The sequence below is a fragment of the Anabaenopsis sp. NIES-4685 genome (assembly GCF_059725405.1).
In genome coordinates this window covers 2,185,952-2,212,788 of sequence record NZ_AP043602.1, presented here as the reverse complement: position 1 = coordinate 2,212,788, position 26,837 = coordinate 2,185,952, and the positions used below count along the sequence as shown (strand labels likewise).

The window sequence follows — 26,837 nt, the reverse complement described above, 5'->3', positions numbered from 1 at the left end:
AATTCCGGGTATCTGGGTTTTGATTCAATGACTTATTTATCTGTGGAAATAATATGTAAGTCTATATTTCTATTTCTAGTTAAATCTATCATTTGTTGAGTAAAAGACTTTTGAAACCATCTTTGCCAACGCGGTTGTTTAGTTTCACCAATAATAATTTGTGTAATATGATAATTTGTTGCTAGTTGAGAAATTTCTTGAGCAACATTTTGGCTTTTAATATGTAAAAATTCCCCGCCGAAATCCCGGCATAAATGCTCACAGGTATCTATGTGTAAACTTTCTTCTTTAGTCAAGAATCGTTCAGGATTGGCCACAAACACAGCATACAGTCGAGCATTCATATAGTGGGCAATACGTGCGCCTCGGCGTAATAATTGCACAGAACCAGGATAAGTAGATACACATACTAAAACCCGTTCTTGAATGTTGTAATTAGGCTGTAAAAAGTTGGCAGTATTTGCTTCTTCTTCCACGGTATCTGCTACTTCTCTTAATGCTAGTTCCCGTAAAGCAATCAGATTACGACGGCGAAAAAAGTTTTTCAAAGATGGCTCAATTTTTTCAGCAGCGTAAATTTTACCTTCTTGTAAGCGCTCTTCTAAAGTTTGTGGGGTCACATCAATCACCACAACAGCATCAGCTTCATCTAACACATAATCAGGAATGCGCTCTCGCACCACAACACCTGTAATTCTGGCGACTAAATCATTCAAACTTTCCAAATGTTGAATATTAACAGTAGAATAAACATCAATTCCCGCTGCTAAAATAACTTCTACATCCTGATAGCGTTTTTTCCTTGGGGAACCAGGGGCGTTAGTATGAGCGAGTTCATCCACTAAAACGAGTTGAGGGGAACGTTGCACAATTGCATCTGTATCTAATTCCTGTAGAGTAACGTTCTGGTGGATAAAAGCTTTTTGGGGAATTACCTCTATTCCCGCAGCTTTCATGGCGGTTTCCTTGCGTCCATGAGTTTCTAAGATTCCGATCACTACATCAATTCCATCTTGTTTGAGTTGATGTGCTTCCTCAAGCATTTTGTAAGTTTTGCCGACACCGGGAGCCATACCAATAAAAATTTTATGTTTCCCACGTCGGAGGGGGAGAAGATGAATATGATCAGAGGAATCAAACATAAGTAAAATAGTTAAAACTTCTCTGGTTGAAAAATGACGACAAACAAATAAATACTGACGGCAAAAGTTGCTAGTCCTAAAAGGGTAATGGCGTAGGATGCAGAGCGTGATATTGCTTCAGGGGTGGCGGCGTAGAGGATTTGTGCTAGGAATAAATTAAGGAAGAGGGTAAGACACAGAGTAAGAGATAGATTTTTCATAATTAAAACCCAAAGGCTGTGGGATTATGCCAGTCCTATGATTGTGATCAAAAGGTCTATGATTTTGATGGCAATGAAGGGTGTGATCACGCCGCCCAGTCCGTAGATGAATATGTTCCGTTGTAGAAGTTGGTCGGCGGTGAGTGGTCGGAATTTAACGCCAGTTAGTGCTAGGGGGATGAGTGCGGGAATGATTAAGGCATTGTAAATTAAGGCCGAGAGAATGGCAGATTGGGTACTGGTTAAAGCCATAATATTGAGAGGGCCAACACCAATACCAGCGAAGATAGCCGGGAGGATAGCGAAGTATTTGGCGATATCGTTGGCAATGGAAAAGGTGGTGAGTGCACCACGGGTAATCAGCAATTGTTTACCAATAGTGACAATATCAATTAACTTGGTGGGGTCAGAATCTAGGTCTACCATGTTAGCGGCTTCTTTGGCTGCTTGAGTACCCGTATTCATTGCTACACCTACATTGGCTTGAGCTAAGGCGGGAGCATCGTTGGTGCCATCTCCGGTCATGGCTACCAGTTTTCCTTGGGCTTGTTCACTCTGAATGACTGTAATTTTGTCTTCCGGGGTGGCTTCGGCGATGAAGTCATCAACTCCGGCTTCTTGGGCAATTACAGATGCCGTCATGTGGTTATCACCTGTGAGCATGATGGTTTTAATGCCCATGCGTCGCATCTGGTCAAATCGTTCCCGAATCCCCGGCTTGATTATATCCTTGAGATAAATTACACCATATATCTCATTGTTTTTACATAGGGCTAGGGGAGTGCCACCTAGTTGGGAGACTCTTTCAAAGGCGGTGTCAAGCTCAGATGTTAAATCTCCATTGCGAGACCTGACAAATCCTTTAATAGCATTGACTGCGCCTTTGCGAATTTCTACGCCGTTAGATAAGTTAGTGCCACTCATGCGAGTTCTGGCGGAAAATTCCATACTTTCGGCTTGTTGAGGGTCAAAATCTAATTTTGCGCCTAATTTCTCTGCCAGTGTGACAATTGACTTACCTTCTGGTGTTTGATCAAAGATACTGGATGCTAGGGCAACTTGGGCTACCTCTACCATAGAATGACCATTGACGGGAATAAATTCTTCTGCTAGGCGGTTTCCCAAAGTAATCGTACCGGTTTTGTCTAAGATCAGGGTGTTAATATCCCCGCAAGCTTCAACTGCACGCCCGGAAGTGGCAATCACATTAAATTGAGCTACTCTATCCATTCCCGCAATGCCGATCGCACTTAATAAGCCGCCGATGGTAGTAGGAATTAGAGCCACAAGTAAGGCTATGAGTACCGCAATACTTAGGGGTGAGTTGAGGTAAAATGACACCGTAGGTAATGTGGCAATTACCACTAAAAATACTTGGGTGAGCACTGCCAGCAAAACTGTCAAAGCAATTTCGTTAGGTGTTTTGCTGCGGGAAGCGCCTTCTACTAAACTAATCATGCGGTCAATAAAGCCTTGTCCGGGGTCGGTGGTGACTCGAATGATCAGCTCGTCGGAGACTATACGGGTTCCTCCGGTTACAGAACTGGCAATGTCTGAACCCGGTTCTTTTAATACCGGTGCTGATTCTCCTGTAATAGCTGATTCATCAACGGAGGCTACACCGCTAATCACTTCACCATCGGCGGGTATGACATCACCAGCGGTGACTTTGATTGTATCCCCTCGCCGTAAGGCTGTAGAATTCACCTCTTGAATAGAACCATCGGGGAGAATTTTTTGGGCTTTGGCTTCCGATTTTGCAGAGCGCAAAGCATCCGCTTGGGCTTTACCTCGTCCTTCGGCTACGGCTTCGGCAAAGTTAGCAAAGACAACGGTGGAGAATAAAATTAAGGTGATTAGTGCGTTGAATAGTCGGGGATTTTCCCCTGTAGTTGAGCCAAATATATTCGGTGCAATTGTCATCACTGCTGTGATGATAGTACCTAACCAGACTAGGAACATGACTGGATTCTTGATCATGTTACGTGGGTGCAGTTTGACAAATGCTTGCCGGAATGCTTGGGGGTATAGTTGAGATGGTGGGACTTGGGGTTTATGTCTGCGTTTTTTTCGCCGTCTTGTAGTTGTTGCCATTTTTAGGTGAATGGGTGGAATTTTTGGTTAGTTTCCTGCTACTAGTTGAAATGCTTCTGCTACCGGACCTAGGACTAGGGCGGGGAGGAAGGTGAGAGCGCCCAAGATTAAAATTACCCCCGCTGTAACTGCTGTGAATAGTTTGGTGTCGGTTCTCAGGGTTCCGGTGGTGGTAGGTACTGGTTTTTTACCAGACATACTATCTGCTAAAAGTAACAGTGCCATGATAGGGATATAACGCCCAGCTAAGATACTGATACTTGTACTCAGGTTCCACCATAGGGTATGATCATTTAATCCTTCTAAACCAGAACCGTTGTTAGCTGCCGCAGAAGCGTATTCGTAAATTACCTGGGAAACTCCATGAAATCCAGGGTTACTAATACCAGAGAGGCTATTAGGAAAGGCAAAGACAATCGCCCAAGGAATGAGAATGGCGAAGGGGTGAACTAATAAGATGATGCTGGCTAAAACAATTTCTTTTTTTTCAATTTTTCTGCCTAAAAATTCTGGTGTTCTCCCTACCATTAAGCCTGTGAGAAATACTGTTAAAATTAAGTAGATGAATAGGTACGCTGTACCGGTTCCCTGTCCTCCCCAAATTATTTGTAAGAACATATTAAAGAGGGTGACAAAACCCCCAGGAGGCATTAAGGAATCGTGCATTCCGTTGACAGCACCGCACATTGTGGCTGTGGTCATGACCGCCCAGAGTGCGGTTTGCGCCCAACCAAATCTTACTTCTTTTCCTTCTAAGTTGGGTTGCTCTGCTCCTAAGAGGGAATTAACTAAGGGATTTCCTTCAAATTCGCCTACTGCTGTGATTCCTACTAAGAAGAGGAAAATTATCAATACCATCCAAAATACTAACCATGCTTGCTTACGGTTATTCATAAATATACCGTAGGTGTAAATTAGTGATGTGGGTATGGCCATCATCGCCCACTGTTCTAATAAGTTGGAGAAGCCATTAGGATTTTCAAAGGGATGTGCTGAGTTGACACCAAAGAAGCCACCACCGTTTTCTCCGAGTTCTTTAATAATTTCGTAGTGGGCCACTCGGACCACGGGCTATTACTTGGGTGGCACCTTCTAAGGTTGTGACTGTTGCTGGTCCTGCTAAGGTTTCTGGTACACCAGCCAATAGCAATAATAAGCCGCCAATTATTGATATGGGCAATAATATCTGGGTAATTGACCTGATGAGGTCACTGTAAAAGTTGCCTAACTGTCTGCCAGTTAAACCACGAATAAAGGCTATACTAACTGTTATACCGGTACCGGCTGAGGTAAACATTAAAAAACCTAAAGCGAAGGTTTGACTGGCATAGCTCCAGGTGGTTTCACCAGTATAATGCTGTTGGTTGGTGTTGGTAACAAAGGAAATGGTAGTATGTAATGCTAAATCCCAATTAGGCGCGCTTAATCCTGTGGGATTTAGGGGTAACCATTCTTGGAACATGAGGATTAAATAAACTAAAATCCCCATGACTAAATTGCTATGGAGCAAGGCTTGGGTATATTGCCATCCTGTCATATTTTCCTGGTGACGCACCCCACTTAAGGCATAAATTATTCTTTCTAAGGGATTAATTATGGGTTCGAGTAGTGTTTGTTCTCCCATGAAAACTTGTGCTATATACCTTCCTAATAATGGAGTTGTGCCGATGACTATGACTAGGGTAAAGGCGATTTGTATCCATCCTTGTAACATGATTAAATAGGCTCCCAGTACATAATTTTCTCGGAAATATTGAACTTTTAATAAAAGTTAACATATTCAGATACAATTGTCCTATGAGGTGCTTAAATCTCAACATAACATAATATCTTCTATCCGGTGAACATAACTGATTTCCCCAAAGAAGCAGAAAAAATAATTAATAACAAACTCTAATGACCATGACCGAAATTACAGCTAACTATGATGAGACATGGAAAGAAGTAATAGGAGATTATTTTGATTCCTTTCTCGCCTTCTTTTAGCCAGAAATAAATCAAGAAATAGATTGGAATAAAACCCCCGTTTCTCTCGATAAAGAATTGGAGCAGATTAGCGCATCTGCGGAGAGTAAAACACGCCATGCTGATAAATTATTTCAGGTGTGGTTGTTAGATAATCAAGAAGTTTGGGTATTAATTCATGTAGAAGTACAAAGTCAATATGATAAAGAATTTTCGCAACGAATGTTTATCTATAACTATCGGGCTTTTGATTTATATCAAAAACCGGTGATTAGTTTAGCTATACTAGGGGATGAAACGAAAAATTGGCAACCTAATTCTTACCGATATGGTTTAGGGAGTAGTCAACTAATCTTTAATTTTTCTAGTGTTAAGCTTCTAAATTATCAATGGGAGGAGTTAGAGCAAAGTAATAATATTTTTGCTATATAGCAATCCTAAATGATTCATGAACAATTTCTGTTCCCTGTTCCCTGTTCCCTGTTCCCTTTCCTCACTCATAATTTCTCAAGTCAAATAGGATGACTATAGTGGTGATGGCACATTTAAAGACTAAAGCCACTAATAGCAATCTGTCAGTTAGGGAACAGTGGAAGTGGAAGTTAGCTAGATTACTCTATGAAAGAGGTTATAACCGTAAAGAGATTGTGGATTTGTATAAGGTCATTGATTTAATGATGGCTTTATCTCGAGATTTGCAATTAAGTTTTGAGGAAAAATTAACTAATTATCAGGAGAAACTAAAAATGCCATTGTTAACGAACATTGAACAACGGACTATAGAAAAAACCACCAAGCAAACTCTGAAACAAAATATTATCAAACTGCTACAAGTGCGGTTTGGTGACATTCCAGAGAATCTGGTTGCAAGGATTAATAAAATTGATGATACATCTTTTTTAGAACAAATATTTGTATCAGCAATTAATGTTAGTTCTTTAGAAGAATTTGCACAGTTGGTTAACTCTCATTTACAAAAATAAAACAAGGGCGGGTAGGATACCCACCCCACAAGATGTAGGTTGGGTTAAGCGCAGGGCGTAACCCAACAATTGATAATATAGTTTACATAAGGTCATTGATTTAATGATGGCTTTATCTCGAGATTTGCAATTAAGTTTTGAGGAAAAATTAACTAATTTACTCCTTACGCAACTGGTAAAGGATATCTGCTCAGTGCAGCAGCGCTTCGCGATCGCATGTTTTAAATATATGAGCTTCGAGTCACACAGATCCCCGACTTCTACACAAGTTATTTTAGATTCTCCCAATTATGTAAGAAGTCGCGGATCTTAGTCTTAGGGAACACTTCAGCGATAATCTTGGCGTTGAACGTCACCCAGACGGGCCGCATCACGAATACCGTAGTCAGGACGGGTAAAGCGGTTTAACTGCGCCTCGAAAAAGTCTCGATTAGCTTGTAAATGCTCAGGGTCGGGGTCATCTAAAGGATAATGAAGGGCCGTGCGTAAGGCTTGAATCACCGCAGAGGTAACATTGTACATTGACCGTTGAAAAGTAACTCCCAACTGAATTAACATATCATCCTCACCTCGAGAATGTTGTTTGTATTCTTCCACTAAATATGGTGGTAAGAAGTGCAACATATCTTGCATTAACAGTGTTGGGGGAATACCTGCTGTACCGACGGGGAACACATCAGCATAAAGAATACCATAGTGAAAATCTGCTTGGTTATCTGGTATTTGGCGCGCCTGAGCATTATAAGATTTTGTCCCTCTAAAAGGTGCAGTACGATAAAAAACAGCTTCTACATAAGGTAACGCCGCTTCATAAAGCCAGACAAAGCCTTGAGATTTGGGGATAATTTCGTAACATTCACCCCGGATATAAACATGATGGTAAATGGGACGATTGGCGACTGCAAAAATGCCATTGACCAGAAAATTCATGGCCTCGGGGACTGTGGTAATTTTGCCTTCGTCATATAAATCTGACATTTCAAAAAACACAGGGGCCATGACTTCCCAGAATAGCCCCAAATTGGCGTAGTAAGACATTTGGCGACATTGTTCTATAAACATATCTGGGAAGAGTTTATAAAGCCCTAACATGAATGGGTTACCTTGAAAATAGGCTTTGATGGCTCTATCGGCGTTGGCTTTATACTCCGGTGTGTCTAAGTAAGGGTCAAATTTACCACCCATTCCTCTATGCCAAAACATAGCCCGCATACAGGCTTCGGCAAACTCCATATTAATGCGGTCATGGAATAGGTGATGTAATAATTTGGGCATTTTTATAGTTTCACCCTTGTCGATAAATGCCAAAAGTTCAGGGTGTGCGGTGGCCGGGCCGCGCCAGACTCTCAGTTCTGCATCGTCGCCGGCATAATGATTATGGAGTTCTAAGTATTCTTGAGGTAAGAAGTATTTAAAGAAGGGTAGGGGATTTAAAAATACTCGTTCGGCAATATACAGCAAGTTACGCCAGTAAAAATCCATCGGTACAGCATAGGCTTTATAAATGCCGATGATTTGTTTTAAATTTTCTGGTGTATCGGGTAACATAGAACCACCAGCTTCAAGGCGATGAATCACATCAGCAAATTCATGTCGGGAAGGAGGTAGTTTATTTGTGGGTTTCTCTGGAGTTTGTACCATGATTATGGCCTCGCAATGATGATGGTCAAGGGTTGGTCAAAGATCAGAAGTGCTAATTGTGCGGAATTTGAGCAACTATGGTTTTTTCTATGGGGGTAATTGCGGCTACCATGGCTGTAGTTGTAGTCTCGCTCCAACGGACTAACCAGGTGGGTTGTACACCCAAGAAGATAATGAGAGCTGCTAATACTAAGGCGGGAACTTTTTCTGACCACAAAACTTTGGGATAGTAAGCCAAATTATTATCCAGCTTGCCAAAACAGGTACGGTTGAGGAGTATGACGAAATACACCGCTGTTAAACCGCTGGATACTATACATAGTAGTGTGGGTATGGGAAAGACTGAGAAACTACCTTGAAATACAATAAATTCGGCTATAAATCCTGTTAAACCGGGAATACCCGCGCTGGCCATACCACTGAGAACTAGTAGGGCGCTAATAAAGGGTAAACCGCGGATAGGACTCATTAAACCGTTGAGTTTTTCTAATTCCCTTGTACCAACTTTGACTTCTACTACCCCGACTAGGTGAAAAAGAATTGCCAGAATTAAACCATGGCTGAACATTTGAGCCACTGCACCCACTAGGGCTAAAGCTGTGCTAGAGGCGCTAGCTAGTAAGATATAACCCATGTGACCGATGGAGCTATACGCTACCATGCGCTTGATATCTTTTTGGGCGATCGCAATTACAGCAGCATAAATTGCGCTAATAGCCCCCCAAAAAGCCAAGGTTGGTGCTACTGCATTCCAAGCTTGGGGAAACATTCCCATCCCAAACCGCAACAGTCCATAGGTTCCCAACTTAGCTAAAACGCCGCCTAATAAAATAGCAATGGGTGCAGAAGCTTCTACATAAGCATCAGGTAACCAAGTATGGAAGGGAACTAGAGGAATTTTAATTCCGAAACCTAAGATAATTCCTGCTAAGAGGATAAATTGCAAAGCTGGGGCGATATTTTGAATAGATAAACTATCCCAAGCAAAGCTCGTACCTCCACTGAGAAATACCATTCCTAGGAAGCTGGCTAAAATCAAAGCACCGGAAACAGCAGTATAAATTAAGAATTTTATCCCCGCATAAGTGCGTTTTTCTCCTCCCCAAATGGAAATTAACAGGTAAAAGGGGATTAATTCTAGTTCGTAGAATAGGAAGAATAACAGCAGGTTTTCTGCTAAGAATGCACCAGCCACACCCCCACTCACGAATAAAATTAGGGGGTAAAATAGTCGAGGGCGTTCAGTTTCTTTGTTGCTGCTGTAAATGGCTATCCAGGTGAGTAAACTATTGAGTACCAACATTAAAATTGATAAGCCATCAACTCCCAGTTGATAACTCAAACCCAAAGTTTCATTCCAGGGGAGATATTCTTGAAATTGCATTCCAGAGTTGCTGGGGTCGAATTTCACTAAAATCAACAAGTTCCAGCCTAAGACTATGGCGGCTATGGTTAAAGATACTAGGCGAATGCGACTAGGGGATAGGAGTTTATGAGGTAAAAAACCAATAATTACGGCGCTGATAATTGGTATCCAAATCAGAAAACTCAACATATGATATGGTCCCGATGTTTTCCTTGGTGTTGATTTACGGTTGAGGCGTTAAAACATCAAACTTAAAAACTGTACTTTCCAGAAAGGCCAGGTTATCCATACACAGAAAATGCTGACTCCTAACAGTACAGTGAAGTTATAAAACTGGGTCTGTCCAGTGGTGCTGTATTTCAATCCTTCGCCGCCTAACAGGGAAAATAACCCGACGAAATTGACGATACCATCAACTATGAAGCGGTCAATCATATCAGCGAATTTAGAAAGTTGGTCAACGCTGAAAATGATAGTCATACGATAAATTTTGGGTGTGTAAAAGTCGTAAGCTAATAAGTCTTGTAAAGGTTGCCAAGGTAGGCGAATTGGTTTGGGAATGTTGCCTAAATAAATGACGGCGCTAATGCTACAACCAAAAATACTAGACCAAATCAGTAATAGTACTAAATCTTTATTTAGGGTTGCCCAACTAGGTAATATTGATAAGCTTTGCAAAACTAAAGGCAAATGCAGGACTACGCCAAATAATATCACCATGGGCATGATCATCGGCCAATGAACTTCGGGCGATCGCTCACTCATTGGTTTAGCTTGACCACCAAAAATTAAGCTAAATTCTCTCGTTAAACTGATGGCTGTTAAGGTGTTGACTATCAGAATAATTCCCACTAACCAGGGGTAATTTTCCCACAGTCCATCAGCTAATTTCACTAAAGCCCAAAAGCCACCTAGGGGGGGAAAAGCAATTAATCCCAAAGTACCGACGATAAAAGCTAACCCGGAAATAGGGCGACGTGTCCACAGGCCACCTAGTTGAGTAACATCTTGGGTGATACTATTCCAGACAATACCCCCGGTGCTCATGACCAATAATGCAGATGCTAAAGCATGGGCAAGTACCAGTAATAATGCTGTTTCATCTTGTTGCGTGCCTACAGCAATAAACACTAAGCCCATGTAAGCACTAACAGAATAAGATAAGCAGCGTTTAACGTCAACTTGAGCGATCGCAATTAAGGATGCACCTACAGCAGTAACTACACCGATGGCGACAATAAACCATGAAACCACAGGGGATAAACTTAATACAGGTTGGAGTTTAATTAATACCCATGCACCGCTAGCAACTACTACGGAGTTACGTAAAATTGTACTAGGAATAGGTCCTTCCATGGCTTCATCTAACCATAAATGCAGGGGAAATTGAGCGCATTTACCCATAGGTCCAGCAACTAATGCTAAACCTACTAATGTGATCACCGTGGGATTTACTTCAGCATTACTCGCCCATGCTGCTAACTCTGTATAGTCCCATGTCCCTGATAAAGTCCATAAACCCAAGACTCCCATGAGTAAGAATAAGTCTCCTACCCGCTTGGTGAGGAAAGCATCTCTAGCACCAGTGACTACCAAGGGTTGACTAAACCATAACCCTACTAACAGATAGGTTCCTAGTGTGAGAATTTCCAAAATTACATAGCTGAAAAACAGATCATTGCACAAAGTTAGGGCAGATAATCCCGCTTCAAACAATCCCAATAAAGAATAGAAGCGCCCCCAACCCCAATCCATTTCCATGTAACCAACTGCAAAAATTTGTGCTAAGAAATTTAATCCAGTGATTACCACCATTGCACCTACACTAACTGCAGAAATTTCTAAGGTAATGGTGAGGTTTAAACCTGCGGTGGATAGCCAAGGAATAAATATTTCTTGGGGGGGTTGATTCCAGATGAATATAAAAGCAAAGACACTATGAAGTAATGACAAAAATGTCATGAATAAATTGACATAACCTGCTGGTCTTGAGCCGGTTTTCTTAATGACTCCCGGTGACCAAGGGATGGCTAAAAGTCCACCGATAAAGGCATAACAAGGGACTAGCCACACAGTCCCTATGAGAAACTGAATCATGAAATTCACCTCTTTATTGATGGTATAAATTAGCTAGGCACTAGAGATAATTTCCTCTGGCTTCCAGTTAGCTACTTATTTGGCGAATGATAAATTTATTTTTCTTTAATTTTTCTAGCTTACCTTTTTTCTGGCCAAAAAGGAATTACATAATTAGACTAATCTATAATGTTTACTCTAATTAATTCTTATACAATCAATTGTTTATGACTAAACCATAGAGTATAATCTATGGTTTACGGTTGATAACTAATTCCGCCGCTAACTCTATAGCTGCTTTCATACTGGTAGCATCAGCAATTCCCCGTCCTGCAATGTCAAATGCTGTACCATGATCTGGAGAAGTGCGGACAAAAGGTAACCCAATGGAAGTGTTAACGGCGCGGTCAAAAGCCATCAACTTAACGGGAATTAAGCCCTGGTCGTGGTAAAGCGCCAAATAAGCATCGGCGGGATTATGCACCGAAGTATGACCATACCAAGCAAGACCCGGCTTAACCCACATGGTATCAGGTGGTATCGGCCCTTCTAACTGCCAATGGGGGCGATTTTGTCGTTCTTGTTCTAACCAGGGAATTAACCAGTCTTGTTCTTCGGTTCCTAGTTGTCCTTCTTCCCCACTGTGGGGGTTTAAACCGGCGATCGCTATTCTGCCACTTTTTAAGCCAAAATCCTGTTCTAAACACTTCACTAGTAAATCTAATTTTTCTGTCAATAATTTTGGTGTGAGTGTATGGGCTACTTGACTTAAGGGAATGTGTGTGGTAGCTAGTAAAGTGCGGAGTGTCCAAGCAGTGTGAGGAGAGCGGGCGACAAATAACATCCCGAAGCGGTCAACCCCAGCTTTTGCGGCTAGAAGTTCGGTTTGTCCGGGATAATTGTAACCTGCCAACTTCCAAGCAGATTTAGCAATCGGTCCGGTGACAATAGCATCAAAATTACCCGACAATGTGCTGGCGATCGCATCTTCCATATAGGCAAAACTAGCCGCACCACTAGCAGCATTACCCTGACCCACAATAATATTGTCTGTAATTTCCCTATCTAATGGCACATCCAGCACTTGTAACTGGTCTGGATGAGCTAAATCAATTGTATTGAGTCGTTCATAGACCCCTAACAATAAATCTCTATTACCCACAACTGTCAGGTCATATTTTTGACGAATAGCTCTATCAGCCAAAGCCTTTAAAATTACCTCTGGTCCGATTCCAGCCGGGTCTCCCAGTGTTAACGCCAAACGCGGGGGATTTATATTTGAGAATTTCACTGTTTTGATTTGATTCATTTAATACAAAGATATATTGAATAAAACTGCCATCTAGGAACTTGTCAAAGGGAAAATTAGGGATTGAGCATCAAACTGGTTTAGAATTATTTACACAGGTCTCATGAAAAAGAAGCCTTGATAGCGCTTCTAGTAGAGCTAGTTTAACCGAATATGCCTCAGGGCTATGCCTTGGTGGTGTCAACTGGTGGACTAGCATAGTGGCGATACTTCTGAGTAAAAGCCAAAAAAATGTGAACAATTGTGAGCATTTTGTCATGGAACTGGTGAAAATTAGATTGGAGTCATGACTCAATCTAGTGAAAGCAGCCCAGTTAAGAGGAAATCTTAAGGTTTTCCTGTAGCAAAACTGAACATCAACCATTCGTAAAGGAGAATCACACTCATGAGCGGCGAACTTCTGAATGCAGCGCTGTTGTCTTTCGGTTTAATCTTCGTGGGTTGGGCCTTAGGTGCTTTATTACTGAAAATTCAGGGCGCAGAGGAATAATCCTCGCAGGGTGGGGGCTGGGAACCGAGACCGAGACATAGAATTAACTTCTCTTGCTTCCCGCTTCCCAGACCTGCCAAGATTCAAGAGATTAATGAAAATAATGTAAACTTTTGTTTAGACAGCTAATTCTGTTAAGATTCATTTCATAAAAGTTAAAAATTTATTACTAACCTCATGACTTTATTAATTGTCGGTGCCACTGGCACATTAGGAAGACAAGTGGCTCGTCGTGCGATCGATGAGGGGCATAAAGTACGCTGTCTGGTGCGGAGTCCCAAAAGAGCTGCATTTCTCAAAGAATGGGGTGCTGAATTAGTCAAAGGGGATTTGTGTAAGCCCCAAAGCCTGACAGGAGCGATGGAGGGTGTAACAGCGGTCATTGATGCGGCGACATCTCGTGCTACAGATTCACTGACTATTAAACAAGTGGATTGGGATGGTAAGGTCGCATTAATTCAAGCCGCAAAAACTGCGGGTGTAGAACGTTTTATATTCTTTTCTATTCTTGATGCAGACCAGTATCCAGAAGTACCACTGATGGAAATTAAGCGGTGTACAGAACTATTTTTAGCTGAGTCTGGTATAAACTACACAATTTTGCGGCTAGCTGGCTTTATGCAAGGCCTAATCGGTCAATATGGTATCCCCATTTTGGAAAATCAACCAGTTTGGGTAACTGGTAATTCTTCCCCAGTGGCTTATATGGATACTCAAGACATCGCTAAATTTGCTATTCGCAGTTTGAGTGTGCCAGAAACGCACAAACAAGCTTTCCCTGTGGTGGGTACTCGCCCTTGGAGCGCTGAGGAAATTATTAACCTGTGTGAGCGTTTATCTGGGAAAGAAGCCAGAATCACCAAAATGCCAATTAACCTACTGCGTACAGTGCGCCGAGTTATCCGCTTCTTTCAGTGGGGGTGGAACGTTGCAGACAGGCTGGAATTTACAGAAGTCCTAGCCAGTGGTAAACCGTTAAATGCTCCCATGGATGATGTTTACCAACTCTTGGGATTAGACAAAGAACAAACCACAACTCTGGAAAGCTACCTACAAGATTATTTCAGTCGCATTATGAAGAAGCTCAAAGAGCTAGACTACGAGAAAAATAAATCGAAACAAAAAAAAGAGAAATCTAAAAAGACTCCGTTTAAGCAGTCTTCCAAAGTTAATAGTCAATAAAATGATTAGTTCCTGGTCATTGGTGATTCATGGGGATTTTTTCAGAGACTAATGACTACAGTGTCCAAAATATGTCAGGATGACAGAAGTAAAAAGCATCGCCAAAACTTGGATATTTGAGTGTGCCGAAAGCAGGCATTATTTACAATAACGTTAAACCGATAGCGAGTCGCATCGCTATGGAACTGCAAGACAAACTTACCACCGCTGGCTGGGATGTAATTACCACTACAAGTATGGGTGGTATATTGGGCTACTCTAGTCCAGAGAGTCCTGTGTGCCACACCCCCATTGATGGACTAACTCCCCCCGGTTTCGACTCGGAAATGAGTTTCGCTGTGGTACTAGGGGGAGATGGCACTGTTTTAGCAGCTTCCCGTCAGGTCGCCCCTACTGGTATTCCCCTGTTAACGGTGAATACCGGTCATATGGGATTTTTGACGGAAACTTATGTTAATCAACTCCCTCAAGCTATAGAGCAAGCGATGGCGGGTGATTTTGACATCGAAGAACAAGCCATGCTCACTGTGAGGGTGTTTCGCGGTGAGTCCGTGCTGTGGGAAGCCCTCTGCTTAAATGAAATGGTTTTGCATCGAGAACCCTTAACCTCTATGTGCCATTTTGAAATTGCTGTGGGGCGACACGCACCAGTGGATATTGCGGCGGATGGTATCATAGTTTCTACCCCCACGGGTTCCACTGCTTATTCATTAAGTGCCGGGGGTCCGGTCATCACTCCTGGTGTACCTGTCTTGCAGTTAGTACCCATTTGCCCTCACTCCCTGGCTTCTAGGGCGTTGGTATTTCCAGATACAGAAACAGTCAACATCTACCCAGTCAATATTCCCCGACTGGTGATGGTAGTTGATGGTAATGGGGGATGTTATATCTTCCCAGAAGATCGGGTATGTTTAGTGCGATCGCGCTATAGTGTCCGATTCATTCGTCTGCAACCGCCGGAATTTTTCCGCATCTTGCGAGAAAAGCTCGGTTGGGGTCTACCACATATCGCCAAACCGACATCGGTAGAGCTCCCTTAGTAACCATAAATTACTAGGAATCATCTGCTACCGGCAATCAGGGATAAAAATTGCATCTATCTTGATTACCGGCGCATACCTGCTATATAAAACCTAGACAAAGCTAGACTTTACTTTCTACTTCAACGGGAGCATGGGAGCGGTTATCCCTTAGTAGACTTGCACGCCTTAGCCAGACGCGATATTTCTCTTAAGATTTACAAGAAAGACTACCGCTATCATTGCTTGGTTTTCGCGTTGGCAATAGTCTTAATTCAATACTTGATATCGTAGGATTATATATCAAGTGGGCGATTTTCTTAACTCACTTATGTCAATTCTTGTCAACATAAGTATAGTTTTGTTTATAAAATAGTCAGCTTAGGACTAGCTCACTCTTAGTCTGTATACCCCTGTGATAATTATTTTCTTGATTCAGTCTGTGTCCCAATCTCTGAGAAATCTCAAATCTCCCATCCAAGATTCCTACTAACTAATGATGACAATTGCTCACAATCCCTGTGTTCTGGTGATTGAAACCGATGAGAGTCTGGCAAATCAGTTAGGCTTTGATTTGCGAGAAGCCGGCTATGAAGCGATTTTAGCCCATGATGCGGCTAGCGGTTTACAATACTGCCGCGATGCATCTAGTGGGCAAAGCCATCGGCCACCTGCTTTAATTGTTGTAGACCGGATGCTCTCAGGAGAATCAGGACTCTTGTTGTGTAAAAAACTCAGAAATGCCGGGATGTGCGCCCCTGTATTGATGCTCATGGCCAGGGATACAGTAGATGACCGGGTGGCTTGTTTAGAAGCTGGGGCTGATGATTATGTCCTCAAGCCTTACCGCCCGGAAGACTTTTTAAACTTAATTCGCCTGTATTTAAAGCCTGATGTTGAAACCACAGAACAGTTACGTTTTGGGGATTTGGTTTTAGATGTCGCCACCCGTCGCGCTATGCATAACGGACGGTCAATTGACTTGACAATGAAAGAATTTGAACTATTAAAATTTTTAATGGAACACCCCCGCGAGGTATTAACCCGCGAACAAATTTTAGAAAATGTTTGGGGTTACAATTTTATGGGTGAGTCCAATGTGATAGAGGTGTACATTCGCTACTTACGCCTGAAAATTGAATGTGACACTCATAAACGTCTGATTCAAACAGTGCGCGGCGTGGGATATGTATTACGGGAGTCTTAATCTGAAAATTACTACAAAAATTAAAAATTGACTATGACACAGGCAAAAAACGTACTAGGAACCAACCTGGAGAGTTGCTGTACATCTCCCATGACTGGCTATTACCGCGATGGCTTTTGTAATACAGGTGGTCAGGATTTCGGGATGCATGTTGTTTGCGCCCAAGTTACACCAGAATTTCTCGAGTTTACTAAATCCCAGGGGAATGACTTGAGTACAGCCGTTCCCCAATTTAATTTTCCTGGACTACGACCAGGCGATCGCTGGTGTTTATGTGCGGCCCGTGGCAAGAAGCTTTAGATGCTGGTGTCGCCCCCCCTGTTGTGCTTGGCGCTACCCATTCTAGAGCTTTGGAAGTCTGCTCACTAGAGGATTTGCAAAAACACGCCCTTATGTAGCTAAAGACCTAGAATCGCCAAAATTAAATTAATAATATAGCATTTCCCATGCTCGTGAGGTACAAAGTTCTTTAGTTTCAGGGAACACCGGAACAGGGAACACCGGAACAGGGAATAGGCAATTGATGTGTACTTCATTAGCCTGAAAAAGGCTTTATACTCCCAGGGGCAATTAATCAATTGCCCCTATTTATTGCTCACAGACATATATAAAGTGTTTATTAATACTAAATACTTAGACCAGAAATAACATAATCAGTGAATCCCTGACTTCTCACAACAGGCCGAGGGCATATTTTCTCATGATTTTATGTTTTAAAATTATGTTTCAAGATAGATGTTTTTGTATCTATTCTTTTCTAATGTAGATTGTGTAATCCCAAAAATATGCCTATAGATAGATAAAAAATATCTCAACAGTATATAGCCTAACTAGAAATTTTCTAGTTATATAGGTGAGGTTTTATTTCTTTAAACAAAGTACAGTGACTACGGTAGACAGTTGGGTGGTAAAACTTCAATGTTAAATTTTAACCGCTTGCAACTGCCAAGCTTACATAGCTTACGAGTGGTACAAGTTGCAAGCATAATCACAATATTAGTCGGTGTTCTGGTGCTGTTTGGCTGGTTGTTTGACATTGAATTGATTAAAACCTGCGGTAACACCAGTCTCGTGACAATGAAGCCTAATACAGCTTTATGCTTTGTGCTATCTGGTATATCTTTGTGGATGTCGCAGAGCAAACTCAGCAGAAAAAGTCATTCTACTATCCCTTACTTATCCTGCTCGCGAATTTGTGCAGCATCTGTTACCTTGATTGGGTTACTCACCCTCGCTCAGTATTTATTCGGCTGGAATTTTGGTATTGATGAATTACTCTTCCAGGAGCAAGCAACTGCAGTATTAACATCCCCTCCAGGGCGAATGGGGTTTGAGAGTGCCTTAAACTTTATATTTCTGGGTATAGCTCTAGAAATTTCCGCCCATATGGCTAACAGCACCCTATCGCCATCGCCAAATCAGCTTAGTTTTTGGTACATTCAACTTTTTACCCTGATAGTACTAGTGATTTCTGCACAGGTACTCATCGGTTATATGTATCAAGTAGGATTGTTTCCCAGCACACCATCATATACAACATCAATGGGATTACATACAGGCGTAAAGTTCATTGTACTTTGTATAGGCATTCTCTGGGCAAGTCCAGAGCAGGCATTTATGGCAGTAGTAATGAGTGATACCTATGGCGGGTTGATGGCGCGTCGTTTGTTACCGGCAGCTATAGCTTTACCATTAGTGATAGGCTGGTTGATCCTCCATGGTCAATTAGCAGGGAAATACGGTGCTGCTTTTGCGATATCGTTATTTGCCATCATCTTAATAGTGATTTTTGCGATTTTGATTTGGCAAACTTCAGCAGTAATATCACGTATTGAACGTCAACGCGACGAGACGCAAGAACAACTCAGAGCACAGGAAGAAAAGCTGAGAAGTTTTGTAGATGCTAACATCATTGGTATTAAGTTTGGTGATGTCTATGGTGGTATTCACCAAGCCAATGATGCATTTCTACAGATGATTGGCTACAGCCGTGAGGATTTATTCACAGGTAAATTAAATTGGCGGAATATCACACCACCAGAGTATTTGCATTTAGATATTCAAGGTATCGCCGAAGCCCAGGAAAATCCCAGAGGTGCTTGTACCCCCTATGAAAAAGAATACATTCACAAAGATGGTCGGCGGATTCGGGTTTTAGTAGGTTACGTGTTGCTCGCACAGAACCGACAAGAATCAGTGGCGTTTATTCTGGACTTAAGCGATCGCCAGGAAGCAAGAGAACAAATAGTACAACTTAATAAAGATTTACAACGTCGGATCAGCGAATTACAAACTTTATTTCAGGTTATCCCTATTGGTATCGGTATTGCTGAAGATGCAGAGTGCAAAACTATGAGAATTAACCCCTGTCTTGCTCAACAATTAGGGATATCACCAGGTAAATATGGTGCTATGAGTATCCCCAGTCAAGAACAGCCGGCAGAATTTCAAGTTTACCGCGACGGTAAAAAACTATCACCAGAAGAGTTACCTATGCAATATTCTGCTGCTCATGGTGTGACAGTTTTAGACTCTGAAACTGATATTATACATAAAGATGGCAAAGTTGTCAAGTTGTTGCAGTACGTCGCCCCGTTGTTTGATGAACAGGGTAACAGTAGAGGTAGTGTTGGGGCATTTTTGGATATTACAGAGCGTAAGCAGATAGAGGAAGCAGTTCACAATCAGCAAAAATGGCTCGAAGAAGTCTTAAATCTGATGCCTCTACCATTACTGTTTATTGAACCTGAAACGGGGCGGGTAACCTTTGCTAATCAAGCCGCTGATGAATTAGCAGGGGGTGAGTTTCCCAAAGGTGTACCAGTAGAAGAGTATGACACTACATACTATTGCACAGATGCGGCAGGAAATCGCATCCCTAAGGAGCAAATACCCGGGGCGCGGGTAGCCCGGGGAGAACGTTTAGATGGATTAGAAATAAACTGGCACACTGGCGACCTTGTGCGCTCTGTACTGATATTTGGTGATACTATACCAGCAATGCACGGTCATTCAGCTACCTGTGTAGCAGGCTTTCAAGATATTACTAATCTTAAGGAAATTGAAAAGGCCCAAGCATTAAGTTACAAAAGGTTACAGTTGCTGTTTAACACAGCCAATGATTTGTTATCTAGTCAGGAACCAGTAGCATTAATTAACAGCTTCTACCAAAAACTGGCGGAGCAGATTGGTTTGGATGTTTACTTTAACTATTTAGTTGAGGAGAACCATCAGGTGATTCGCCTTGCATCTTTTACAGGCTGTTCTGAGGAGGTGGCTAAAAAATATGAGTGGTTACCGTTGGGTCAATCGGTGTGCGGTACTGTCGCCCAAGAACGCCGTCCTATTTATGTAGAAAATGTTCAGGAATCCACTGACCCAAACACAGAATTAATTCGGAATTTAGGGGTGAAGGCTTGTTATAGTTACCCGTTAATAGCATCAGAACGGGTTTTGGGTACTCTTTGTTTTGGTAGCCGCAGTTGCTGTTCTTTTAGTGAAAATCAAAGGGCGATGATGCAAGCAGTTTGTGACCAAATAGCGGTGGCCATGGAACGGGCAAGGTTAATTGCTTCTCTGCAACTGCAAACAGAGCAACTGCAACAAGCCAACCGCATGAAGGATGAATTTCTGGGTATATTATCCCATGAATTGCGATCGCCCCTGAATGCTATTCTCGGTTGGGTGCAACTGCTGCGAGCTCGCAAACTGAGTGACACTCAAATGGCTAAGGCCATGGAAACTATTGAGCGCAATGCTAGGACACAAGCCCAGGTTATAGAAGATTTGCTAGATATTTCCAGCATGATTAGGGGACAGTTGTATCTCAATGTTTGTAGTTACGATTTGGTTCCCCTAATTGAGTCGGCGATGACAACGGTCCAGTTAGCCGCCCAAGCTAAGGAAATTGATTTGAGATTTTCCGTGATTCCTCCCCAGGGAATACAGCACAATCATTCTAGATTTTTAGTTGCCGGTGATACGGATCGTTTACAACAGATGATCTGGAATTTACTATCTAATGCTATCAAGTTTACTCCTACAGGGGGTAGGGTAGAAGTTGAACTTTCCCATAGTATTGATGATCACAAAAATTTACCCCGAAACATTACTAGTTATGCTCAAATTCAAGTCCGGGATACGGGTATTGGGATTAAGCCAGAGTTTCTTCCTTATGTTTTTGACCGCTTCCTCCAGGCGGATAGTTCTAGTACTCGCTCCTATGGGGGCTTAGGTTTAGGCCTAGCAATCGTACGTCATTTAGTAGAATTGCATGGTGGTACTGTCCATGCAGAGAGTGGGGGGGAAGGACAAGGAGCAACTTTTACAGTGAAAATCCCACTGTTATCAGCTGCATTTGCCTAAAGCGATCGCAGCCCAAGATTTAGCTACACTGGCTAGTCTGGTAAATCGAAATTAAATGGTATATTGCAGTACTATCAGCTTCTGCTTGGAGACTTATATGTCCTTTGTACCATTACATATTCACAGCGACTATAGTTTGCTCGATGGAGCCAGTCAGCTACCGGAGTTGGTCGATCAAGCCATCGCTCTGGGGATGAAAGCGATCGCCCTGACTGATCATGGTGTCATGTATGGTGCTGTAGAATTGATTAAAATTTGCCGCAGTAAAAACATTAAGCCAATTATTGGCAACGAAATGTATATCATCAACGGCGATATTACCAAACAAGAACGCCGCCCCAAATATCATCAAGTTGTTTTAGCCAAAAATACTCAAGGTTACAAAAACTTAGTTAAAATTACCACAATTTCCCACCTGGAAGGGGTACAAGGTAAGGGAATTTTTTCTCGTCCTTGTATTAATAAAGATCTACTCAAACAATATCGTGAAGGTTTAATCGTCACTAGTGCTTGTTTAGGTGGAGAAATACCCCAAGCAATTCTCAGTGGTAGACCAGAGATAGCCCGGAAAATTGCCAAGTGGTATCAAGAATTATTTGGGGATGATTACTATTTAGAAATTCAAGACCACGGCTCTCAAGAAGACCGCATTGTAAATGTAGAAATTGTTAAAATTGCGCGGGAATTAGGAATTAAATTTATTGCCACTAACGATTCTCATTTTATATCTTGTTTTGATGTGGAAGCACATGACGCTTTACTATGTATTCAAACTGGACAGCTAATTAGTGAAGATAAACGGATGCGTTATAGCGGTACAGAATACCTGAAATCCGCAGCAGAAATGAAACTGTTATTCCGTGACCATTTACCAGATGATGTCATTGCTGAAGCTATCAGCACCACTACAGAAATTGCCGATAAAGTGGCAGTTTATAATATTATGGGTGAACCTCAGATTCCCACACCATACATACCTTCAGGTCATACTCCCGACACTTACGCTGAAGAAGTAGCTTGGCAAGGATTATTAGAAAGGTTAAACCGCAAATCCCGCAATGAAGTTGAGCCAGTATATAGAGAAAGATTAGAATATGAATTAAAAATGCTCCAGTCCATGGGGTTTTCTACATACTTTTTAGTAGTTTGGGATTACATCAAATTTGCCAGAGATAATAACATTCCTGTAGGTCCTGGTCGTGGTTCTGCTGCTGGTTCTTTGGTGGCTTATGCTATGCGAATTACTAATATAGACCCGGTACACCATGGTTTATTATTTGAGCGATTCTTGAACCCAGAACGTAAATCAATGCCTGATATTGATACAGATTTTTGCATTGAAAAACGTGACAAAGTTATTGAATATGTAACTGAAAAATATGGTAAAGATAGAGTTGCTCAAATTATTACTTTCAACCGCCTCACCTCTAAATCAGTTTTAAAAGATGTCGCTAGAGTATTGAATATTCCCTATGGGGAATCAGACAAAATGGCGAAATTAATTCCCGTAGTCCGGGGTAAACCCACTAAACTCAAAGTGATGATTTCCGACCAAACCCCAGCACCAGAGTTTAAGGAAAAATACGATAATGATCCGCAAGTCCGCCATTGGGTTGATATGGCCATGCGAATTGAAGGAACTAATAAAACTTTTGGTGTCCACGCTGCTGGGGTGGTGATTTCTGCTGACCCCTTAGATGAAATTGTCCCACTGCAAAGGAATAATGATGGTGCGGTGATTACCCAATATTTTATGGAAGACTTGGAATCACTGGGGTTGTTAAAAATGGATTTTCTCGGGTTACGTAACTTAACCCTGATTCAAAAAACAATTGATTTAATTGAACAAAGCAGAGGTTATCGCATTGACCCAGATGAAATTACACGTCAGGAAAGAAAATCTCAAAAAATATTAGCTAAGGGTGAACATACAACTTTACCCAAAGATGTGAAAAAATCCTATGAACTTTTAGAAGCTGGGGATTTAGAAGGAATATTTCAACTAGAATCTTCAGGGATGCGTCAGATAGTCAGAGATTTAAAGCCTTCCAATATTGAAGATATTTCTTCTATTTTGGCACTCTATCGACCCGGACCCCTAGATGCGGGACTCATTCCTAAGTTTATTAACCGTAAACATGGGCGCGAGGTGATTGATTACCAAAATTCTCTTCTAGAACCCATACTGAATGAAACCTATGGAATTATGGTTTATCAAGAGCAAATTATGAAAATTGCTCAAGATATGGCTGGATATTCCCTAGGACAAGCTGACTTATTGCGTCGCGCTATGGGTAAAAAGAAGGTTGCAGAAATGCAAAAGCAGCGGGAAAAGTTTGTTGATGGTGCGGCGAAGAATGGAGTTAAAAAACAAGTAGCTGAGGAATTGTTTGAGCAAATGTTAAAGTTTGCCGAATATTGTTTGAGCTATGATACGCAGGTTTTAACGGTGGAATATGGGTTGATTCCCATTGGGGAAATTGTCCACAAGTGTCTGGAATGTCATGTTTATAGTGTTGATCAAAATGGCAATGTTTATACCCAACCTATTCTACAGTGGCATGATCGGGGAAAACAAGAACTATTTGAATATTCTTTAGCAGATGGTTCAATTATCCGGGCGACAAAAGACCATAAGTTTATGACCACTGATGGGCAAATGTTACCCATTGATGAAATTTTTAACCGGGAATTAGATTTGCTTCAAGTTCCAGGTTTACCAGTGTAAAGATAAAAGTTATGTTGTGGTTTTAACATAACTTTTGAGAGTTAAAATTTTGACTTAATTTACTGGTAAAGTTTTTATAGGGTGTCCATCTGGGTTACTTTTGTTCTTTGAGTGATTTAGTTGGGACTTCGATCGCTTGAATATCAATTGTACCTTCTGGTGTGAAGCGCTGAAAATGTCCTTGTTTTACTGACAATTGCTCTCCACAATTAGGACACTGCACCTGAGTGTTATTTAAACCTGAAAATTCATAATTACAGACGGGACATTGGTCAGTTACTAAATTGCGTTGTAGCCACCAGCGCAAGCCGAAGAAGGCGACAACGGGTGTAAATAACAGCAAACCAAAGATAATTAACAACGAATTTACCAGACCAGCCTAAGCCTAGTGATGCTAGCAACCAGAAAACTGCTAACATGGTCAGCCAAGGTCGCAGTTTTTCCAGACTCAATTCCAAAGATTTAAGGCTCATTTTTGCAATTATTTTCTTGCTCTCCCTCTAGGATAGCGATTTTAATGCCGGGTCAAAAGCCCACGGTCAACCACCAAAGGTCAAGAAATATTAATTGAGTTTTGCGCTATGGGCTTATACCCGATTCCAGGGTAAAAATATCTAGTTTTCTCTGGCGTATTTGAGTATTAATAAACAATTTTTACCATCAGCACTGCGTTCGTAGACAACATGGTCAGCCAATCTTCTGAGCAGAAACCATCCATATCCGCCTACTTGGAGTGTACCCGGCTGTGGCTCTGCGATCGCATCAGGATTGAAAGGTTTTCCTTGATCCCAAATTCTCACTTCCAGTCTGTCAATCCATAGACTCACTTCAATTTCGATGGTAGTTTCTGGTGGTAAAGCACTATGGGCGTGACGAACCGCATTGGTAAAACCCTCTGCTAATGCTAAGTTGAGGCGATAAAGTTGGCTTTGTGACCAGCCCAATTGAGACAAATATGTGAGACAAAATTGCTCAAACCATTGTTGTACGTAGTTTAGGAGCTTGAGTTCGCTCTTTACCGCCAGATGGTCGTGCTGCACTATGCTAAGCATTGACCTTGACTTAAATATAATTTCATGGAGGCACTCCCCCGCATAAATCACGGGGGATTGATTCTGGGTTCAAGCAGCGATCGCAGTCCTAGTTACTTTGATATCGCCTCGCCCATCAGCTGTTTGGCGCGTAATTTTACGTTGACACCTGTAAGTTTCAAAATCACATCCGCCAGAATTACCAGCATCTGTCAAATCAAATTTGAGCGGTTCAGCAGTTCTGAATATCAAATGCTAATTTTGGAGGATGATCTTCAAACTACAGGTGTCAAAGAAGTTTTGCTACTTAGTTTAGAACAATCCCAATGTCAAAGATTTGTCTAATGGTAAAGCAGCACCAATACCTAACCATACAGTTACTAATGTACCAAAGAGGAACACTGTAGTTGCAACTGGACGACGGAAAGGATTTTGGAATTTATTCACGTTCTCAATAAAGGGAACGAGGATTAAGCCCAGGGGTACAGCAGCCATTGCTAACACTCCTAAAAGTTTGTTAGGAAGCGATCGCAAAATCTGGAATACAGGATACAAATACCACTCTGGTAGAATTTCCAGGGGGGTGGCGAAAGGATTAGCTGGTTCACCTGTCATTGCTGGGTCTAGCACAGCTAGAGCCACAATACAAGCAAATGAACCCATAATCACAATGGGAAATACATACAGTAGGTCATTAGGCCAAGCGGGTTCACCATAGTAGTTGTGGCCCATGCCTTTGGCGAGTTTAGCTCTTAACTGAGGATCACTCAGATCGGGTTTTTTCTGCGTTGACATATTTAAATACGCTCTCCTGCTCAAATTCAGTTAAAGCATTTGTAAAAGCCATGAGCTATGAGGCTTACCCTAAGGGGGGGTATCTATAGCTTTGAGCTTCAAATACAAATCTTTGTTTTTATTGTCGCTTATGAGCGATGAATTGCTGATTTCTCATAAGTTTAAAACAAACATTTGCATCTGGGAACTCAAAGCCGTCGCCTTTTCCCATTGTGGCTTTAAGGGATTACAAAGACGGAAATACCTTGCTTGCGGATCATCAAGAAGTGGAACAGCATGAACACCGCAATTAACCAAGGCAGTATAAAGGTGTGAGCGCTATAGTAGCGAGTCAGGGTTGCTTGACCCACACTAGAACCACCGCGTAACATATCAGAAATAAAAACGCCAACTACCGGAATTGCTTCTGGTACGCCGCTGACGATTTTTACCGCCCAGTAACCAACTTGGTCCCAAGGTAGGGAGTAGCCTGTCACACCAAAAGAAACAGTGATGACTGCTAGAATCACACCGCTGACCCAAGTTAATTCCCGGGGCTTTTTGAAACCACCGGTGAGGTATACCCGGAAGACGTGCAAAATCATCATTAACACCATCATGCTGGCAGACCAGCGATGGATGGAGCGAATCAGCCAACCGAAATTGACCTCATTCATAATGTACTGTACCGAGGCATAAGCTTCAGTTACAGTGGGCTTGTAGTAGAACGTCATCGCAAATCCAGTGGCGAACTGAATTAGAAAGCAAACCAGGGTAATTCCGCCCAAGCAATAAAAGATATTGACATGGGGAGGGACATACTTGCTAGTCACGTCATCAGCGAGGGCCTGAAGTTCTAGGCGTTCCTCAAACCAGTCATAAACGTTGGCCATACAATCTCAAGTTCCTAAAAATCGGTTGCGGTTGATTAATCTCCCAATTAACTATTTTGGGATTTTCACAAAGAGGAGTTACTTTCGCTTTGAGCAGAGTGATCAGAATTTTTGGAAAACTTAACACTCTGTAAATATGGAATATATTGCGTTCTCTTGGCAAGCTAACACCACAAATGCTCGCCACCAAGTCGATCTTATCGTTTCCTGGGTGAAATGCAGCCCCTCAGTCATAGCAAGAGCTTGATGAGAGGAATGCACCACTTCTATAAAAAAAGTAACATAGTTGAGAGATAGATTTCATCAACGATGAGGTAAATAGGCATTTTTCCTCAGTATTGTTGGGCAAATTTGGGAGCAAGTGGATTTTGA

The 26,837-nt window shown here is 41.9% G+C and carries 19 protein-coding genes and 3 pseudogenes; 10 read left to right on the top strand and 12 right to left on the bottom strand.

Features of this window, described 5'->3' with window-relative positions:
• Nucleotides 1–32: 32 nt before the first annotated feature.
• From AC6IZ0_RS09810 to kdpA, 4 genes and pseudogenes are all read right to left on the bottom strand, one after another.
• A complete protein-coding gene (locus tag AC6IZ0_RS09810; protein WP_271734632.1) occupies nucleotides 33–1,142 on the bottom strand; it encodes a sensor protein KdpD in 1,110 nt (369 codons plus the stop codon).
• An 11-nt stretch (nucleotides 1,143–1,153) separates the two neighbouring features.
• Nucleotides 1,154–1,342, bottom strand: coding sequence for a potassium-transporting ATPase subunit F (locus AC6IZ0_RS09805; RefSeq protein WP_271734630.1), 189 nt, complete (start codon nucleotides 1,340–1,342; stop codon nucleotides 1,154–1,156).
• 24 nt (nucleotides 1,343–1,366) lie between these two features.
• Nucleotides 1,367–3,436, bottom strand: coding sequence for a potassium-transporting ATPase subunit KdpB (kdpB, locus tag AC6IZ0_RS09800; protein WP_497725930.1), 2,070 nt, complete (start codon nucleotides 3,434–3,436; stop codon nucleotides 1,367–1,369).
• A 27-nt stretch (nucleotides 3,437–3,463) separates the two neighbouring features.
• Nucleotides 3,464–5,150: pseudogene (gene kdpA, locus AC6IZ0_RS09795) on the bottom strand (potassium-transporting ATPase subunit KdpA).
• A gap of 329 nt (nucleotides 5,151–5,479) precedes the next feature.
• Between kdpA and AC6IZ0_RS09790 the strand changes: the two are divergent.
• Nucleotides 5,480–5,833 (top strand): hypothetical protein, encoded by a 354-nt coding sequence (locus AC6IZ0_RS09790; RefSeq protein ID WP_497725929.1) that lies wholly within the window; start codon nucleotides 5,480–5,482, stop codon nucleotides 5,831–5,833.
• Between the two features lie 89 nt (nucleotides 5,834–5,922).
• Nucleotides 5,923–6,384 carry a hypothetical protein gene (locus tag AC6IZ0_RS09785; RefSeq protein WP_497725928.1) on the top strand — a complete coding sequence of 154 codons (462 nt, stop codon included), beginning with the start codon at nucleotides 5,923–5,925 and terminating at the stop codon, nucleotides 6,382–6,384.
• 327 nt (nucleotides 6,385–6,711) lie between these two features.
• Here AC6IZ0_RS09785 and AC6IZ0_RS09780 read toward each other — a convergent pair whose 3' ends face one another.
• The 4 genes from AC6IZ0_RS09780 to pdxA form a co-directional block, all read right to left on the bottom strand.
• A complete protein-coding gene (locus AC6IZ0_RS09780; protein ID WP_497725927.1) occupies nucleotides 6,712–8,025 on the bottom strand; it encodes a CO2 hydration protein in 1,314 nt (437 codons plus the stop codon).
• Nucleotides 8,026–8,077: 52 nt separating this feature from the next.
• Nucleotides 8,078–9,580: an NADH-quinone oxidoreductase subunit M gene (locus AC6IZ0_RS09775; protein ID WP_497725926.1), complete on the bottom strand. Its 1,503-nt coding sequence runs from the start codon at nucleotides 9,578–9,580 to the stop codon at nucleotides 8,078–8,080.
• 48 nt (nucleotides 9,581–9,628) lie between these two features.
• Nucleotides 9,629–11,488: an NAD(P)H-quinone oxidoreductase subunit F gene (locus tag AC6IZ0_RS09770; RefSeq protein ID WP_497725925.1), complete on the bottom strand. Its 1,860-nt coding sequence runs from the start codon at nucleotides 11,486–11,488 to the stop codon at nucleotides 9,629–9,631.
• Nucleotides 11,489–11,717: 229 nt separating this feature from the next.
• A complete protein-coding gene (pdxA, locus tag AC6IZ0_RS09765) occupies nucleotides 11,718–12,776 on the bottom strand; it encodes a 4-hydroxythreonine-4-phosphate dehydrogenase PdxA (protein ID WP_497725924.1) in 1,059 nt (352 codons plus the stop codon).
• Nucleotides 12,777–13,161: 385 nt separating this feature from the next.
• Between pdxA and petM the strand changes: the two genes are divergently transcribed.
• The 7 genes and pseudogenes from petM to AC6IZ0_RS09730 all read left to right on the top strand — a co-directional run bounded on the left by petM (nucleotide 13,162) and on the right by AC6IZ0_RS09730 (nucleotide 23,767).
• Entirely contained in the window at nucleotides 13,162–13,266 is a 105-nt protein-coding gene (gene petM / locus AC6IZ0_RS09760) for a cytochrome b6-f complex subunit PetM (RefSeq protein ID WP_010998885.1), read from the top strand.
• Between the two features lie 177 nt (nucleotides 13,267–13,443).
• On the top strand, nucleotides 13,444–14,448 hold the full coding sequence (locus AC6IZ0_RS09755) for an SDR family oxidoreductase (protein ID WP_271734616.1): 1,005 nt from the start codon (nucleotides 13,444–13,446) through the stop codon (nucleotides 14,446–14,448).
• A 122-nt stretch (nucleotides 14,449–14,570) separates the two neighbouring features.
• Complete coding sequence (locus AC6IZ0_RS09750; RefSeq protein WP_271734614.1) at nucleotides 14,571–15,488, top strand: NAD(+) kinase; 918 nt, start codon at nucleotides 14,571–14,573, stop codon at nucleotides 15,486–15,488.
• A 478-nt stretch (nucleotides 15,489–15,966) separates the two neighbouring features.
• Complete coding sequence (nblR, locus tag AC6IZ0_RS09745) at nucleotides 15,967–16,674, top strand: response regulator transcription factor NblR (protein ID WP_271732026.1); 708 nt, start codon at nucleotides 15,967–15,969, stop codon at nucleotides 16,672–16,674.
• A 33-nt stretch (nucleotides 16,675–16,707) separates the two neighbouring features.
• Nucleotides 16,708–17,072, top strand: a pseudogene (locus tag AC6IZ0_RS09740) (DUF2237 family protein).
• Between the two features lie 520 nt (nucleotides 17,073–17,592).
• The gene (locus tag AC6IZ0_RS09735) at nucleotides 17,593–21,039 is read left to right on the top strand and encodes an ATP-binding protein (RefSeq protein WP_280801410.1); all 3,447 of its coding nucleotides are present in this window, start codon (nucleotides 17,593–17,595) and stop codon (nucleotides 21,037–21,039) included.
• 97 nt (nucleotides 21,040–21,136) lie between these two features.
• Nucleotides 21,137–23,767, top strand: a complete 2,631-nt coding sequence (locus AC6IZ0_RS09730) for a DNA polymerase III subunit alpha (protein ID WP_280801409.1) — start codon at nucleotides 21,137–21,139, stop codon at nucleotides 23,765–23,767.
• Between the two features lie 94 nt (nucleotides 23,768–23,861).
• Here the strand turns inward: AC6IZ0_RS09730 and AC6IZ0_RS09725 are convergent.
• Nucleotides 23,862–24,240, bottom strand: a pseudogene (locus AC6IZ0_RS09725) (hypothetical protein).
• Nucleotides 24,241–24,381: 141 nt separating this feature from the next.
• Complete coding sequence (locus AC6IZ0_RS09720; RefSeq protein ID WP_271732017.1) at nucleotides 24,382–24,819, bottom strand: ATP-binding protein; 438 nt, start codon at nucleotides 24,817–24,819, stop codon at nucleotides 24,382–24,384.
• 24 nt (nucleotides 24,820–24,843) lie between these two features.
• Here AC6IZ0_RS09720 and AC6IZ0_RS09715 point away from each other — a divergent pair, with 24 nt between their 5' ends.
• Entirely contained in the window at nucleotides 24,844–25,143 is a 300-nt protein-coding gene (locus AC6IZ0_RS09715; protein ID WP_497725922.1) for a hypothetical protein, read from the top strand.
• Here the strand turns inward: AC6IZ0_RS09715 and petD are convergent.
• Both petD and petB read right to left on the bottom strand, forming a co-directional pair.
• Nucleotides 25,111–25,593 (bottom strand): cytochrome b6-f complex subunit IV, encoded by a 483-nt coding sequence (gene petD, locus AC6IZ0_RS09710; RefSeq protein WP_200989570.1) that lies wholly within the window; start codon nucleotides 25,591–25,593, stop codon nucleotides 25,111–25,113. The genes AC6IZ0_RS09715 and petD overlap by 33 nt on opposite strands.
• A 218-nt stretch (nucleotides 25,594–25,811) precedes the next feature.
• Nucleotides 25,812–26,465, bottom strand: coding sequence for a cytochrome b6 (gene petB, locus AC6IZ0_RS09705; RefSeq protein ID WP_497725920.1), 654 nt, complete (start codon nucleotides 26,463–26,465; stop codon nucleotides 25,812–25,814).
• Nucleotides 26,466–26,837 lie beyond the last annotated feature (372 nt).

Bases quoted from the DNA above. Each gene is read 5' to 3' on its own strand.
- AC6IZ0_RS09810 (WP_271734632.1), bottom strand. From the start codon at position 1,142: ATGTTTGATTCCTCTGATCATATTCATCTTCTCCCCCTCCGACGTGGG.
- AC6IZ0_RS09805 (WP_271734630.1), bottom strand. From the start codon at position 1,342: ATGAAAAATCTATCTCTTACTCTGTGTCTTACCCTCTTCCTTAATTTA.
- kdpB (WP_497725930.1), bottom strand. From the start codon at position 3,436: ATGGCAACAACTACAAGACGGCGAAAAAAACGCAGACATAAACCCCAA.
- AC6IZ0_RS09785 (WP_497725928.1), top strand. From the start codon at position 5,923: ATGACTATAGTGGTGATGGCACATTTAAAGACTAAAGCCACTAATAGC.
- AC6IZ0_RS09780 (WP_497725927.1), bottom strand. From the start codon at position 8,025: ATGGTACAAACTCCAGAGAAACCCACAAATAAACTACCTCCTTCCCGA.
- AC6IZ0_RS09775 (WP_497725926.1), bottom strand. From the start codon at position 9,580: ATGTTGAGTTTTCTGATTTGGATACCAATTATCAGCGCCGTAATTATT.
- AC6IZ0_RS09770 (WP_497725925.1), bottom strand. From the start codon at position 11,488: ATGATTCAGTTTCTCATAGGGACTGTGTGGCTAGTCCCTTGTTATGCC.
- pdxA (WP_497725924.1), bottom strand. From the start codon at position 12,776: ATGAATCAAATCAAAACAGTGAAATTCTCAAATATAAATCCCCCGCGT.
- petM (WP_010998885.1), top strand. From the start codon at position 13,162: ATGAGCGGCGAACTTCTGAATGCAGCGCTGTTGTCTTTCGGTTTAATC.
- AC6IZ0_RS09755 (WP_271734616.1), top strand. From the start codon at position 13,444: ATGACTTTATTAATTGTCGGTGCCACTGGCACATTAGGAAGACAAGTG.
- nblR (WP_271732026.1), top strand. From the start codon at position 15,967: ATGACAATTGCTCACAATCCCTGTGTTCTGGTGATTGAAACCGATGAG.
- AC6IZ0_RS09735 (WP_280801410.1), top strand. From the start codon at position 17,593: ATGTTAAATTTTAACCGCTTGCAACTGCCAAGCTTACATAGCTTACGA.
- AC6IZ0_RS09730 (WP_280801409.1), top strand. From the start codon at position 21,137: ATGTCCTTTGTACCATTACATATTCACAGCGACTATAGTTTGCTCGAT.
- AC6IZ0_RS09720 (WP_271732017.1), bottom strand. From the start codon at position 24,819: ATGCTTAGCATAGTGCAGCACGACCATCTGGCGGTAAAGAGCGAACTC.
- AC6IZ0_RS09715 (WP_497725922.1), top strand. From the start codon at position 24,844: ATGGAGGCACTCCCCCGCATAAATCACGGGGGATTGATTCTGGGTTCA.
- petD (WP_200989570.1), bottom strand. From the start codon at position 25,593: ATGTCAACGCAGAAAAAACCCGATCTGAGTGATCCTCAGTTAAGAGCT.
- petB (WP_497725920.1), bottom strand. From the start codon at position 26,465: ATGGCCAACGTTTATGACTGGTTTGAGGAACGCCTAGAACTTCAGGCC.